Annotated in this window: 14 protein-coding genes; 5 read left to right on the forward strand and 9 right to left on the reverse strand. The window is 64.4% G+C overall.

Annotated features, from left to right (window positions below; genetic code table 11):
* Positions 1-24: 24 nt before the first annotated feature.
* Positions 25-750, reverse strand: a complete 726-nt coding sequence (locus NKI50_RS08420) for a 3-keto-5-aminohexanoate cleavage protein (RefSeq protein WP_352641017.1) — start codon at positions 748-750, stop codon at positions 25-27.
* A 156-nt stretch (positions 751-906) separates the two neighbouring features.
* Between NKI50_RS08420 and NKI50_RS08425 the strand changes: the two genes are divergently transcribed.
* A complete protein-coding gene (locus NKI50_RS08425; protein WP_352641015.1) occupies positions 907-1,650 on the forward strand; it encodes a 2OG-Fe(II) oxygenase in 744 nt (247 codons plus the stop codon).
* 25 nt (positions 1,651-1,675) lie between these two features.
* Here NKI50_RS08425 and NKI50_RS08430 read toward each other — a convergent pair whose 3' ends face one another.
* Both NKI50_RS08430 and NKI50_RS08435 read right to left on the reverse strand, forming a co-directional pair.
* Positions 1,676-3,031: a sigma-54-dependent transcriptional regulator gene (locus NKI50_RS08430; RefSeq protein WP_352641013.1), complete on the reverse strand. Its 1,356-nt coding sequence runs from the start codon at positions 3,029-3,031 to the stop codon at positions 1,676-1,678.
* A gap of 6 nt (positions 3,032-3,037) precedes the next feature.
* Positions 3,038-4,897: a sensor histidine kinase gene (locus NKI50_RS08435; protein ID WP_352716185.1), complete on the reverse strand. Its 1,860-nt coding sequence runs from the start codon at positions 4,895-4,897 to the stop codon at positions 3,038-3,040.
* A gap of 236 nt (positions 4,898-5,133) precedes the next feature.
* Here NKI50_RS08435 and NKI50_RS08440 point away from each other — a divergent pair, with 236 nt between their 5' ends.
* The 4 genes from NKI50_RS08440 to NKI50_RS08455 all read left to right on the forward strand — a co-directional run bounded on the left by NKI50_RS08440 (position 5,134) and on the right by NKI50_RS08455 (position 8,768).
* Positions 5,134-6,465 (forward strand): dicarboxylate/amino acid:cation symporter, encoded by a 1,332-nt coding sequence (locus tag NKI50_RS08440; protein ID WP_292659748.1) that lies wholly within the window; start codon positions 5,134-5,136, stop codon positions 6,463-6,465.
* A 471-nt stretch (positions 6,466-6,936) separates the two neighbouring features.
* Positions 6,937-8,001 carry a glycosyltransferase family 2 protein gene (locus NKI50_RS08445; RefSeq protein WP_352494435.1) on the forward strand — a complete coding sequence of 355 codons (1,065 nt, stop codon included), beginning with the start codon at positions 6,937-6,939 and terminating at the stop codon, positions 7,999-8,001.
* 153 nt (positions 8,002-8,154) lie between these two features.
* On the forward strand, positions 8,155-8,433 hold the full coding sequence (locus NKI50_RS08450) for a type II toxin-antitoxin system RelE/ParE family toxin (protein ID WP_352641009.1): 279 nt from the start codon (positions 8,155-8,157) through the stop codon (positions 8,431-8,433).
* Positions 8,434-8,459: 26 nt separating this feature from the next.
* A complete protein-coding gene (locus NKI50_RS08455) occupies positions 8,460-8,768 on the forward strand; it encodes a HigA family addiction module antitoxin (protein ID WP_352455430.1) in 309 nt (102 codons plus the stop codon).
* Positions 8,769-8,809: 41 nt separating this feature from the next.
* On the opposite strand, the gene NKI50_RS08460 is transcribed toward NKI50_RS08455, so the two are convergent.
* From NKI50_RS08460 to NKI50_RS08485, 6 genes are all read right to left on the reverse strand, one after another.
* Complete coding sequence (locus tag NKI50_RS08460; RefSeq protein ID WP_023720593.1) at positions 8,810-9,097, reverse strand: DUF982 domain-containing protein; 288 nt, start codon at positions 9,095-9,097, stop codon at positions 8,810-8,812.
* A 90-nt stretch (positions 9,098-9,187) separates the two neighbouring features.
* The gene (locus tag NKI50_RS08465; RefSeq protein WP_023720592.1) at positions 9,188-9,994 is read right to left on the reverse strand and encodes an ABC transporter permease; all 807 of its coding nucleotides are present in this window, start codon (positions 9,992-9,994) and stop codon (positions 9,188-9,190) included.
* A gap of 4 nt (positions 9,995-9,998) precedes the next feature.
* A complete protein-coding gene (locus NKI50_RS08470) occupies positions 9,999-10,832 on the reverse strand; it encodes an ABC transporter permease (protein ID WP_031194462.1) in 834 nt (277 codons plus the stop codon).
* Between the two features lie 17 nt (positions 10,833-10,849).
* Complete coding sequence (locus tag NKI50_RS08475; RefSeq protein WP_031194461.1) at positions 10,850-11,965, reverse strand: ABC transporter substrate-binding protein; 1,116 nt, start codon at positions 11,963-11,965, stop codon at positions 10,850-10,852.
* Between the two features lie 67 nt (positions 11,966-12,032).
* Positions 12,033-13,127 carry an ABC transporter ATP-binding protein gene (locus NKI50_RS08480; RefSeq protein ID WP_352494433.1) on the reverse strand — a complete coding sequence of 365 codons (1,095 nt, stop codon included), beginning with the start codon at positions 13,125-13,127 and terminating at the stop codon, positions 12,033-12,035.
* A 123-nt stretch (positions 13,128-13,250) separates the two neighbouring features.
* The gene (locus tag NKI50_RS08485; RefSeq protein ID WP_352641004.1) at positions 13,251-14,141 is read right to left on the reverse strand and encodes a LysR substrate-binding domain-containing protein; all 891 of its coding nucleotides are present in this window, start codon (positions 14,139-14,141) and stop codon (positions 13,251-13,253) included.
* Positions 14,142-14,144 lie beyond the last annotated feature (3 nt).

Below are 14,144 nucleotides of genomic sequence, written 5' to 3' on the forward strand. Positions count from 1 at the left end.
GAGGAGATTGGCTGTTTCCCCGCGCTAACGGCTGGTCTCGAAGATAGCGACGGCTGCCGCTGTCAGCGCGGCGTTACCGGGTGCTACTGTTCCATCAGGAAGCTCCTTGCCGTCTTCCAGCCCGACGCGCGTCGACCAACGGCGTTCCGCCGCCCGGTGCACGAAAGGCCAGACCGTGGCGTCGGCACCGTGCAGCAGGATCGCCCGGCGCATCCCGGCGCCGTCGAGCACGGCGGCGATATCGTCACTGACCTCCAGCGCCGCGTCCAAGGGCTGCTCGGAGATTTCGAGCAGGATGCGCAGCACCCGTTTGCCATGGTCGAGGCTCACCAGGCGTTCGGCGTCGGCGACGGAGGCAAGCCCCGCCTCGATGCCGATGCCGCGCTGGCGCAGACTCTCCATGACGGCGGGCGCGGCGTCTTCGCTCAGATTGACCGAGGCATAGTCGGGCAGCTCGCTCCAAGCGGCGATCGCGGCCAGCGTCCGCTCGTCGTCATTCTCGATCCAGGCGCCGGTCGACACGCCGATCAGCGTTCCAGGGCAGGCACGGCGGAGCGCCATCACAGTCCGGTCCATAGCCGCAGGCGCGATGCTTTCGCGGCCGTCGAGTCCGCGCGCATGGACATGCAGCTCGGCCGCACCGGCGGCAATCGAGGCCGCACCGTCGCGCGCCATGGCTTCGGGATCAAGCGGCAGTCGCGGGTGGAAATCGGCGCTGCGCGCGCCATTGATGCAGGTCTGGACAATCATTGAGATGGCGGTCCCGTTGAAGTGGAACAAGTTTAGCGCACGACAACGAAATCGGAAATCGGATGATATCCATCCCGCGAAGCTCACCCGGCAAGAAACGGGTGGTCTGCGCGCGCTGTCTCACCCATCTCTGGTCGTAGAGAAGGAGGCGAAGCCATGACCATCCATTCGATAGGCGCGAAAGCGGCGATCAAATCGGCGGAGGCGCGCGTCGCCGCCTATGATTGGCCGAAACTCGCCGGCGAGCTGAGCGGCTATGGCTGCGCGGTGATGGAAAAGCTGCTGACGCCGCAGGAGTGCCGGCAGATCGCCGGGCTCTATCCGGACGAGAGCCATTTCCGCAGCCATGTCCACATGGCGCGGCACGGCTTCGGCAAGGGCGAGTATCGCTATTTCCGCTATCCCTTGCCCGACTTGATCGGCGGCTTGCGCACCGCGCTCTATCCGCGCCTGGCTGCGGTCGCCAACGACTGGAACGAGCGCATGGGGATCGCCCAGCGCTATCCCGACGAACACGCCGCGTTCCTCGAGCAATGCCACGAGCAGGGCCAGACGCGGCCGACGCCGCTGCTGCTGCAATACGTTCCCGGCGACTTCAACTGCCTGCACCAGGATCTCTACGGCGATCTGGCCTTCCCATTGCAGGTGGCGATCCTGTTGTCCGAACCCGGCAAGGATTTCACCGGCGGCCAGTTCGTGCTGACCGAGCAGCGTCCGCGCATGCAAAGCCGCGTCGAGGTGGTGCCGCTGCGCCAGGGCGATGCGGTCGCCTTTGCGGTCCACAATCGACCGGTCCAGGGCACGCGGGGCAATTACCGCGTCAACCTCAGGCACGGCGTCAGCCGGCTTCGCTCCGGCATGCGCCACACCGTCGGTATCATCTTCCACGACGCCAAATAGCCGAGCCGCTCGGCCCGGCGACGAATTACCTGGAAAAATCGCTGCGCACGATGCCGTGGCGCTGGAGCTTGTCGTAGAAGGTCTTGCGCGGAATCCCCAACGCTTCGATCGTGCGCCTGACATCGCCCTCGTTGCGGCCAAGCGCCTCGCGGATGATGTCGGCCTCGTAGCGCTCCAGCCGCTCCGGCAGCTTCATGGCGGCGTTCGATTCGGTCGGGGCAGGGGGTTGTGCTTCGGCGCCTTGCTCCAATCCAAGCACGAACCGCTCGGCGAAATGCGCCAGTTCGCGCACATTGCCCGGCCAGTCATGGTCGCTCAGATGGCGATGTACCGTCGCCGGCACTGCCGGCACCGGACGATGGAAGCGGGCGGCGGCGCGCTCGGCGAAATAGAAGAACAGCAGGGCGACATCGTCGCGGCGCTCGCGCAGCGGCGGGATCGAGATCGTCACCACGTTGAGCCGGTAGTAAAGGTCCTCACGGAAAGCGCCGCGCTGGCGCGGATCGCCGAGGTCGACCTTGGCGGCGGCGACGACGCGCAGATCCACCGGCCGCACCTCATTGGTGCCGAGCGGAGTGACCTCGCGCATTTCCAAGACGCGCAGCATCTGCACCTGTGTCGAGACCGGCATGCTTTCGATCTCGTCGAGGAACAGCGTGCCGCCGCTGGCATGCTCGATGCGGCCGATCCGTTTCTTCTGCGCGCCGGTGAAGGCCCCGGCCTCATGGCCGAACAACTCGCTCTCGATGACGGTCTCCGGCAGCGTGCCGCAATTCAGCGCGACGAAATTGCCCTTGGCGCGGCGGCTCCAGCGATGCAGAAGGCTTGCCACCACCTCCTTGCCGGAGCCGGTCTCGCCGGTCACCAGCACGTCGACATCGGTGTCGGCGATCTGGCGCAGCGTGCGGCGCAGCCTTTCCATCGCCGGTGTCTGGCCGATCAGCGGCAGGCTGTCCTGCGCCTCTCCGGCCGCCTCGCGCAAGGCGCGGTTCTCCATCACCAGGCGGCGCTTTTCCGCCGCGCGACGCACGCTCTGCACCAGCCGGTCGGCGGCGAAAGGCTTTGTGATGAAGTCGTAGGCGCCGTCCTTGATCGCCTTGACGGCCATGGCGATGTCGCCATGCCCGGTGACGAGGATGACGGGAATGTCGGCATCCAGCCGCAGGATGCGGTTGAAAAGCTGCAAGCCGTCGATCTGAGGCATGCGGATATCCGACACCACGACGCCGGCAAAACCGGCGTCGAGCCGGGCCAGCGCCTCGGCCGCCACCGCAAAGGCCGAGACCGAGAAGCCGGCAAGCTCCAGCGTCTGCGCGGTGGCCTTGAGGAGATCGCGATCGTCGTCGATCAAGATGACCGGCGCGGCATTGTCGTTCGTCATGATGGCTTACGCTGCTTTCATGAGATGGATGGTGAAGCGGGTGCCGCTGTCGTTGCTTGAAACCTCGATGCGGCCGCCATAATCGGCGACGATGTCCTTCGAGATGACGAGGCCAAGGCCCAGGCCTTTTTCTTTGGAGGTGTTGAACGGCGTGAACAGCGACTTGAGAATCCCGGGCGGAATGCCAGGTCCGTTATCGGACACGCCGACCGTCACGCCGTCCGCGGTCTCCTCGACCGATACCTGCACATAAGCGTCGTCGCGGCCGTCGAGTGCTTCGAGCGCGTTCTGGAAGAGGTTGATCAGCACCTGTTCGAGCCGGACCCGATTGCCCATGACTTTGAGGCTCGGCGGCGGCAGGTCGATGGCCAATGCGTCGAGCCGACCGGCAAAGCGGCTTCTCAACAGCATGACCGCGCCCTCGACAACACCACGTAATTCAACAGGCTCGGCGGCGGTGCGGCCCTTGCGGGCAAATGCCTTCAACTCCTCGGTGATTGAGCCGATGCGTTCGGTAAGTGCTGCAATGGCGCCGAGGTTTTCCTCGGCCGGCCCGGTCTGCTTGCGGTCGAGGAAGGTGCGGGCATTGTCGGCATAGGCGCGGATGGTGGCGACCGGCTGGTTGATCTCATGGGCGACACCGGCGGCGACCTGGCCGAGGATGGCGAGGCGGTTGGCCTGGACCAGATCCTGCTGCACGATTTGGAGCTTGGCTTCGGTGCTGCGGTGGCCTGCTATCTCGGCCTGCAGCCGGTCGCGGGCTTGGCTCAGATCCTCGGTGCGTTCGACGACGCGGCGTTCGAGTTCGGTGCGCGCCGCCTGTTCGGCGGCAATCCGCATCTGCGCCGACTGCCGCCGCCACAACAGATACGCGGCCAGGCCGAGCAGCGGGACGACGGCACCCAGTGCCAGAAGCCGCATTTCGCGGACGGCAGCGGCGATCGGCGCTTCGGCCGGGATCAGATAGTCGAGCTGCCATGGGGTCGAAGGGACCGGCGTGGAAAGGCTGAGATACTCCGCCTCACTGCCGCCGGGCGTCACCGCGTGGACGATCGACACATCCGGGCTGAGCGCCTGCCGGCGCATGATCGGCAGCGGAACCAGCGGCGCGTCGCCGAACTGTTGGCTGTCGCGGATCGCGGCTTGCTCAGGTGCGGCCAGCGGCGCGGTTGTCATGAAGCGCCAGGACGGCACGCTGGTGATCAGCACGACGCCGTTCTCGTCGCTGACATAGGCCGGGCGGTTGGCCTCGCGCCAGTCGGCTTCGAGCTGGTCGAACTCCATCTTGACGACGACGACGCCGAGCGGTGCGGCGGCATCGCCGACGCGTCGCGAAATGTAGAGGCCGGGACGCTTGCTGACATTGCCGAGCGCAAAGTACTCGGCGGTTCCGGCCTGCATTGCGCCGGAGAAATAATCGCGAAAACGGTAGTCATTGCCGACGAAGCTGATCGGCTCGCGCCAGTTGCTGGAGGCGATCGCCAGTCCGTCGGTGCCGACGACATAGAGCACCGACGCCTTGGTGCCGGAGACCAGCCCCTCGAGCTTGCGGTTCAGAACATCGATTGCCGCGGCATTTTTCTGCGACAGCGCGTCGCCCACTTGCTGGTCCACGGACAGAAGCAGCGGCAGGGCGCGCGGGCTTTCGAGCACGGCGCGCAGCAGCGCGACCTTCAGATTGGCGTCGGTACGCCCCTGCGCCGCCAGGGTCCCGACCTCGGCGGTGCGGCCGTAGAGGCCGGCACCGTAGAGCGCTGCCGTGACGATCAGCAGGGCGACGGCCGCAAACAGCAGCCAGGCTCGGCGCGCCCGCCTGGCGAGTTGCTCGGGCGTCGAAGACAAGGCACCGGCGGGGCGTTGCAGCATCGCCCATTTGTGCATGAACTCGCACAAAACACAATTCGACCTATGCGGAGATTCGCACTTGTCTGTGTGTCCAGCAGTGCGGACGTTTGTGAATGCTCAACAAAATCAATGATGAAAGGCCCTTCTGCGTATCTGGCACGGCTGTTGCAAACACGAATTCAGCAGTCGCGAGGCTGCTGGTCAAAACAACTGCCCCGGGGAGTCGAGCTTTCGATCGGGGCGCCATGGAGGACGTCATGCAGACAGCAATCGCTGCCGCCGAGCCGCGCGGCAAACTTCCCTTATACCGGCATCTTTATGTGCAGGTGCTGGCGGCGATCGCCGCCGGTGTGCTGCTCGGCCACTTCTATCCGGAAACCGGCGAGGCGATGAAGCCGTTCGGCGATGCCTTCATCAAGCTGGTGAAGATGGTGATCGCGCCGGTGATCTTCCTGACGGTGGCGACCGGCATCGCCGGTGTTTCCGACCTGCAGAAGGTCGGCCGCGTCGCCGGCAAGGCGATGATCTATTTCCTGGTGTTCTCGACGCTGGCGCTTGTCGTCGGCCTGGTCGTCTCCAATGTCGTCCAGCCCGGCGCCGGCATGCACATCAATCCGGCCACGCTCGATACCACCAAGGTGACGGCCTATGCCGAGAAGGCGCACGACACAACCATCGTCGGCTTCCTGATGAACATCATCCCCGACACCATCACCGGCGCCTTCGCGCAGGGCGACATCCTGCAGGTGTTGTTCTTCTCGGTGCTGTTCGGTGTCGCCCTGGCACTGGTCGGCGATCGCGGCCGTCCGGTCGTCGATTTCCTGCAGGCACTGACCACGCCGATCTTCCGCCTCGTCGCCATCCTGATGAAGGCCGCACCGATCGGCGCCTTCGGCGCCATGGCCTTCACAATCGGCAAATACGGCATCGGCTCGATCGCCAACCTCGCCATGCTGATCGGCACATTCTACCTGACCGCGCTGCTGTTCGTGCTGGTGGTGCTCGGCGCGGTTGCCCGCTACAATGGCTTCTCGATCCTGGCGCTGATCCGCTACATCAAGGAAGAGCTGCTGCTGGTGCTCGGCACCTCGTCCTCGGAAGCGGCATTGCCGGGCCTCATGGCCAAGATGGAGCGCGCCGGCTGCAACCGCTCGGTGGTCGGCCTGGTCATCCCGACCGGCTATTCCTTCAATCTGGACGGCACCAACATCTACATGACGCTGGCGGCGCTGTTCATCGCGCAGGCGACCGACACGCCACTCACCTACGGCGACCAGATCCTGCTGCTCGCCGTCGCCATGCTGAGCTCCAAGGGTGCCGCCGGCATCACCGGCGCCGGCTTCATCACGCTGGCGGCAACGCTTTCGGTCGTCCCCACCGTGCCGGTCGCCGGCATGGCGCTGATCCTCGGCGTCGACCGCTTTATGTCGGAGTGCCGGGCGCTGACCAACTTCATCGGCAATGCGGTGGCGACAGTGGTGGTGGCACGCTGGGAGGGAGAACTCGACCAGACGAAGTTTGCCGCGGCCATGGCCGGCGACTTGCCCGAGGAAGTCGACCTGTCGCTGCCAGGGTTGCAGGCCGCCTGACTGTCTAGGCCACATGACTATAAGCCCCGGAGGCGGTTCGCCGGCTCCGGGGCAAAGCACCGGCGGTCGCGGCATGCCGCCTGAACGCAACCTGAAGTGGCCCTGTTTTCGACGCGGGGCTTGTTCCAGCCGCATTTGAAGGCCAGTATCCGCCATGCCTTCAGGGCACCCGTCCGCTTCGCTCCCGACCTGATCGCGAGGCGAGACATTTCCGTCGGGCTCGGTTGCGACATCACCTTGGCCGAACCGTCTGGGCTTTTGCTGCCGCCGACCCCTGACCATGGCAGCAGCCCTCGAAGGCAATGGCGGCCTCAGTACGAAGTCGCAAAGCGAAACGTGACCCGTCTCCTGATAGAAAGCGCAGGCTTTCTCCCAGGGAACTCGTTGCGCGCCAAGAGGGCGCTTGAAGAGGGGGGGCAGGCCCATGAGCGGGCCTTTGCCGAACCAAAGCAAGATGCGAGGTCAAACGCGATGCAGACTGTCCCGAGAATTCCGGTATCCATCATCATCCCGAACTACAACTACGCGCGGTTCCTCAAACGCAGCATCGACAGCGCCCTCGAGCAGGACTACGCGGATGTCGAAGTCATCGTCGTCGACGATGCATCGCAGGACAATTCCACGACAATCATGGAATCGTATCGCGACGAGATCCTCGCATGTCCGCGAGCGCAAAATGGCGGACACGCCGCGGCATTCAACACTGGCTTTGCAGCGAGCTCGGGCAAGATCGTCCTGTTCCTCGACGCCGACGATTATCTTTATCCGACCGCCGTCTCCACCATCGTCGACACCTGGGACGAGGCAACCGCCCAGGTCCAGTCCAGACTGCATATCGTCGACGAAGGGCAACGCATCAAGGATGTCTTTCCGCCGCCCGAACTGCCTTTCGACAGCGGCGATGTCATGCCGAAACTCCTGCACAAGGGCCGCTACCAGACCACCGTGACCAGCGGGCTGGCCTTTGACCGCGCAACGCTGGAGTCGATCATGCCCATACCGGAGCCGGAGTTCCGCCAGGGCGCTGACGGCTATCTTGCCACGCTGGCGCCGATGTACGGGCACGTCCAATCCATCGACGAATGCCTCGGCGCCTACCGGATCCACGGCGCCAACCATTCGGTCTTCGGCGAAAAGCTCGCCGAGCGGGCACGCTGGCGGGTAACCCACGATTTCCGCCGCATGCAGGCACTGTCGGACCAGGCCTCCGGGATCGGCCTGACCATCGTGCCGTCGGATGCCGTCCGCCACGATCCGGTCCACCTGGAAGAGCGGCTGGCGTCGCTCTGCGCCGACAGAGACCGACACCCCGTGGCCGACGATTCCCGGCTGGCGCTCGGGGCGGCCGGCGCCGTCGCCAGCCTCGAAATGACCGCATCCCTGCGGCGGCGCGCAATCCTTGCCGCCTGGTTCCTGTCGGTCGGGGTGTTGCCGCGGAAAATGGCAACGGCGGTGCTGTCGTGGAAGCTTGATGCGTCGTCGAGGCCGGCATTTTTGAGCCGCCTGTCGAAGAGAATCCGCCACGCCATGGGATAGCGGATGATGCCGTGACATGGGTCCGCCAGGTATTCGGTTGGCCCGGCCCAGCGTCCAGCGGGCGTAGTTATTGCCTCCGATGGGCTCGGACCATTCTGTAAATCATTTGCTTACACCTGCTTGACCCGAGTAAGCAATATGCTTACATGTTGCATGATCAAGTCGTTCAAGCACAAGGCGCTGGCGGACCTCTTTCAAACCGGAAAGACCGGAAAGATCGACGCCAAGATGCATAAGCGCATCCTTGTCCGGCTTGACCGCTTGGAAGTCTCGGAAAGGCCTGATGACATGGACCTGCCCGGCTTCGACTTCCACGCTTTGAAGGGCTTTAACCCGACCCGCTACACAGTGCATGTCAACGGGCCGTGGTGCATCACATTCGAATTCGAGGCCAATGATGCTGCCCGCGTCGATTTCGAACAGTACCATTGAGACGGCTTAGATTGGAGAAATCGATTATGAGCGTGTATGAGCCGATGCGTCCGATGGAGCGCTGCCCATCCCACCCTGGGGCGCTGCTCGACGACATTATCCCGGCAACCGGAAAGACCAAGGTGGAAATCGCCAATCTGCTCGGAATCTCGCGCCAGCAGCTTTACGACATCATCCGCGAAAAGAAGCCGGTCTCGCCGGCCGTCGCGGCGCGCCTTGGAAAGATGTTCGGCGACGGCGCCGCGATCTGGCTCAGGATGCAGGCCGCTTACGATGCGTGGCACGCGGAGCGCGAGGTTGACGTCAGTGCCATTCCAAGGCTGCATGCTGCCTGAGATGCAATAGATCGGCCGAACCACCGAGGCTCACAAATCGATCACGGTCCCGCCTGCCTGGACCGGTCCTGCGGTTCAACGGCTCGCTCGACCAGGACATGCGCTTCCCGCGCGGCCTCGATGAACGCGTCCCTGGCGGCTTCGGTCCAGCGGTCGTCGCTCATAGCGCGGCGGCATGTGCGCCGTGCCAAGCCGTGTTTGGCGCTGCCAGCGTCGCGCCAGTGGGCTTCCAGCAATTCGACAGCCTGCCGTGCGTTGGAAATGTTGCGGATATCTCCCACGATGCCGACCGCAATCGCAACCGGCTTGGAAAACCATCCTTGATTCATGGCGAAGCCTTCGACGTGTTGAACTACCTATAACGAAAATCGTGGCGCAAGGTTTCATTCGCGCCAGTCACCGCGGCAGTGAGGCGGCCCTCACTGCGCCGCGCGCAGCCTGACCACGACGCTGCGCGCCACAAGCACCAGCACCGTGATGACGATCAGGATCACCGAGAGTGCGGCGATCGCCGGGTCGATGTTGTCGCGCAGGCCCATCCACATCAAGCGCGGCAGCGTGATGGCGTTGACCGAGGTGATGAACAGGGTGACGCCGATCTCTTCCCAGGACAGCACGAAGGACAACAACGCCGCGGTGACGATGCCGAACTTGATGTTGGGCATGATGATGCGGGTGGCGCGCTCCCACACGGTGGCGCCGAGGCCGCGCGCGGCAAGATCGATGCGGCGGTCGAGCTGGCTGAGCGACACCAGGATCAGCACCGTGGCGAAGGGCACCGTCATCACCGCATGCGCCATGGCGACACCCAGCCAGGTGTCATAGCCGAAGAACGACGAGAAACCCGAGATCGAGGTCAGCAGGAAATAGAGCGTGATTGCCGAGACCACCGGCGGTACCACCATCGGCAGCAGCACGAAGCCGACCAATGCTGCGGTGAAGCGCGGCTGGAACATCCAGACGCCGAGGCCGAAGCAGAGCGCGAGCACGGTGGAAAAGGCGCTGCTGACGACGCCGATCCTGATCGAGAGCAGGATCGAGTTGATCCAGCGCGGATCCTCGATCAACGCCCGGTAATGGCGCAGCGACAATTCGCCCGACGGCATCGCCAGCATGCGGCTCGGCGTCAGCGACACCGGAATGACGGCGAGCAGCGGCAACAGCAGAAACAGCGCGACCAGGGCGGCGAGGACCAGCGAGACGGGACCGGGGCGATAGGTCGGCATCGCGCTACACCAACTGCTTTGGTCTGATATAGCGGAACAGCAGCGCCATCAGCGCGCCGACGAACAGCACCAGCACCACGCTGATCGCAGCGCCCAGGCCCCAGTCCGGGCTCTGGAAGATGCGGAGATAGATCAACTCGGCGATCATCACGCTACGACCGCCGCCGAGGATCGCCGGCGTGACGAAGAAGCCGAGCGAAAAGACGAAAACGATCAGCGCCGAGCCGATGATGCCGGAGCGGGTCATCGGCACGAACACCGACCAGAAGGTCCGCATGCGGCTGGAGCCGAGGCCGCGCGCCGCCAGCAGCACGCGGTCGTCGAGACTGCGCATCGAAGAGGCCAGCGGAAACACGGCGAAGGGGATGAGGAAATGCGTCATGCCGACGATGACGCCGAACTCGTTGCGCACCAGCGCCAGCGGCTCCGAGATGAAGCCGACCGCCTGCAGCCAGGTGTTAATCAGGCCGCGATTGGACAAAAGCGCCACCCAGCCGAAGGCGCGGGTCAGCACCGAGATCCAGAACGGCACCAGGATGCAGAATTCGGCCACGACGCGCTGCACCGGCGTGCCGCGCACCCAGACAACGGTGATGGCGTAGGCGGCGGCAACCGAAACGATCGTCACGATCGCCGCGATGCGCAGCGTGCGGATAAAGACCGACTGCACCAACTGATCCGTGAGCAGCGCATTGTACTGCCCCAGCCCCGGCGTGGGCAGCGTAAAACTCCATTTGACCACGCCGAGGAAAGGCCAGGCATAGGCCAGCACAAGAAAGAGGAGCAGCGGCGCCATCAACAGCGCCGCGCCCATCCTGTCGGAGAGGTATGCTCTCATCCGGTTATCCCGGCTTGTCAGGCGGAGATGATCTTCGTGTATTCGTCGAGTGCTGCCCCATAGTTCTTGGCGTACCAATCCATGTCGAGCGGGATCTGCTTTTTCATGTTCTCGGGATCGACCGGGTTGATGCGCTTCTTGTCGGCGGGGATCAGCGCATCGGTGGCCGGATTGGCCGGACCCTGGCCGAGCTTGTCGAACATGATGAGTTCCTTCTCCGGGTCCTGGGTGCTGGCGATGAACTTCATCGCCGCGTCCTTGCCGCCGGGATTGCCCTTGAGCACGGCGAGCGCGCCGGGCGAGATCAGGCCCTGGTCCCAGATGAACTTGATCTTGCCGCCGGAATCCTGCTCGATGAGCGAAGCCCGGGTCGACCAGACGATCGCCATCGAGGCCTCGCCATTGAGCAGCACGCTCTGGCTTTCGGCGCCGCCACCCCAATAGGCGACGACGTTTTCCTTGAAGGCGGCGATCTTGTCATGCGCGCGTTTGAGGTCGAGCGGGTAGAGCGAGGCCGGCGCGATGCCGTCAGCAAGCAGTGCCGCTTCCCAGCTCGACACGCCCCATTTGTAGAGCGAGCGCTTGCCGGGGAATTTTGCCACGTCGAAGAAGTCGGCCATGCCGGTCGGTGCCTGGCTGCCGTATTTCTCGGCATCGTAGGCGATGACATAGGAGAAGAAATAGGTCGAGGCGGCGTGTTCCCAACCGAAGCCCTCGCGCATCTTCTTCTTGTCGACGATCGTATAGTCGATCGGCTCAAGCATGCCCTGCGCGCCGAGCGTGATGGCCGAGAACGGATCGACGTCGACCAGGTCCCAGGTCGGGGCGCCGCTCTTGAACTGCGCCGCGATTGCGCCTTCGGTCGGGCCGGAGCCATCCATCTTAACGACGATGCCGGTCTCCTTGGTGAAGGCCTGGCCGTAAGCCGCGTCATAGGCGGTGATGGCGTCGCCGCCCCAGTTGACCAGCACCAGTTCCTTCGCCGCGGCAAAGGCGCCGGTCGAGCGCAGCAGCATCGGCGTGCCGGCCAGCACCAGCGCGGCCAGCTGCGTGAACTGCCGGCGCGAGATCTCTCCGCGCACGGCCCTGGCGGACAGCGCCTCGATGGAATGTTTCTTGGTTTGGTTTGTCATGTCAGTTCCCCTTTTTTGTCGTTGGTATTTCCTGAAAGTCAGCTTGGCGAATTCGCCACGCCGATCGTCATTGTCCTCCATCCGGAAGGAGGAAACCTTTCTCCGCCGGCCAGGTCAGCCAGACGGAATTGCCTTGGCTGAGCGCGGAAGCGGCAACCTCGTTCGGCACCGAGACCGTCATCTTGGCGCCTTGGCGCGTCGTCAGATCGAGCCGCGTTGCAGCGCCGAGATAGGTCGAGGCGACGGCAGTCGCGGCAATGCCGTTCTCGCCTGCGGCGGCTTCGCGGGCGATCGACATGTATTCGGGCCGGATCGCCAGGATGGCGTCGCCCCGGACCTTCTCGGCCTTGCAGCGCATGCTGATCGCGCGGTCTTCGCAGAGGCCCGTCGAGCCATTGTCGGCCGGGCGCACGCCCTTCAGCGGCAGCATGTTGATCTCGCCCAGGAACTCGGCGACGAAGCGGTTGTCCGGCCGATCATAGACCTCGTCCGGCGCGCCGACCTGCAGCAGTTTGCCATGGTTGAAGATGGCGACGCGAGACGACAACGCCAGCGCCTCGCTCTGATCATGGGTGACGAAGACGAAGGTGGTGCCGGTCTCCTGGTGCAACCGCTTCATCTCGGCCTGCATCTGGCCGCGCAGGCCCTTGTCGAGTGCCGAAAACGGCTCATCGAGCAAAAGTACGCCCGGCTCGAACACCAGCGCCCGCGCCAACGCCACGCGCTGCTGCTGGCCGCCGGACAATTGCGACGGCAGTTTCTTCTCGTGGCCCTTGAGCCCGACGCGCTCGATCATTTCGCCGACGCGGCGTTTGATCTCGGCCGCCGGTTTCTTGCGCACCTTGAGCGGGAAGGCGATGTTGGCCTCGACGCTCATATGCGGGAACAATGCGTAGCCCTGGAAAACCATGCCGGCGGCACGCTGCTCGGCCGGCCGCTCGGTGATGTCGACGCCGTCGCTGTAAAGGCGGCCGTCGGTCGGCTGAATGAAGCCGGCAAGGATCATCAGGAAGGTGGTCTTGCCGGAACCGGAGGGGCCGAGCAGGGTGAGGAACTCGCCACGGCCGATATCGAGCGTCAGATCATCCAGCGCACGGAACGAGCCGAAGCTCTTGCCGATCCCGATTGCCTTGATCTCTGCGGCCCGGCCGGGTTGCTGCATCCTGCCCTTTCCTTAGCGTAGGCGAAATCGTAGGCAGGGCGGCGGCTCACCGCAACCGAATAGTTTTCGCCTGATCGGCAAATTTGATTCATCTATGCGCCAATCTCCTCCTCAAGGGGGAGATTAGCGCTCCTTGTTCTCCGACAGCTTCGACCTCAGCCATCGCCCAAACGCCTCCAGCACCGGATGCGCTGCCTTGGCGTGCTCGGAAACCAGAAAATACGAGCGCGGCGAATTGATCGCGATGTCGAAGGGACGCACCAGCCGGCCTTCGCTCAGCGCCCGGCGACTGGTCAGCTCGTCGCCCATGGCGATGCCCTGGCCGGCAATCGCCGCCGAAAAGACCAGGTTCATGTCGGAAAAGAAGATGCCGCCTTCCGGGTCGGGGTTCTCGACCTTGGACAGGGCCAGCCAGCGCGCCCAGTCCTCGGTGTCACCGAGATGCAGGAGATTGGCGCGCAGCACGTCTGCCGGCTTGGAGAAGCCGCCGATCTTGTTGAGCAGCGTGGGGCTGCACAGCGGCGTGAAGGAGATTTCGCACAATGGTTCGACCACGCGGTTCGGCCAGTTGCCGACGCCGAAGGCGATGAAGGCGTCGGCCTCGGCATTGCTGACGTCGTCGAGGCGCCGCGGCGTCAGGATGCGCAGTGCGACATCGGGGTACATCTGCCGGAACTCGCCGATATGGGTGCACAGGAACAGCGAGGCGAAACCCGGCGTACAACTGACACTGAACGAGCCGCCGATGCCGGTGCCGGCATGGCGTGTCACCGCGTCGCCTAGCACCGTCAGCGCCTTGCGCACGTCGCTGGCATAGCGTTGGCCGCGTGGCGTCAGCGCCACGCCCTTGCCGATGCGCGCGAGCAGGTCGAAGCCGAGATCGCGTTCGAGCAGGCGCAATTGATGACTGACCGCACTGCGGGTCAGATGCAGTTCGTCAGCGGCGCGCCAGACGCTGCCGTGGCGGGCAAAACTGTCGAGCGCGCGCAGCGCCTGCGTCGAGGGAATTCTCAAGAG

Origin of the sequence: Mesorhizobium sp. M0563, assembly GCF_040321065.1 — a bacterium.
Lineage (GTDB): Bacteria > Pseudomonadota > Alphaproteobacteria > Rhizobiales > Rhizobiaceae > Mesorhizobium.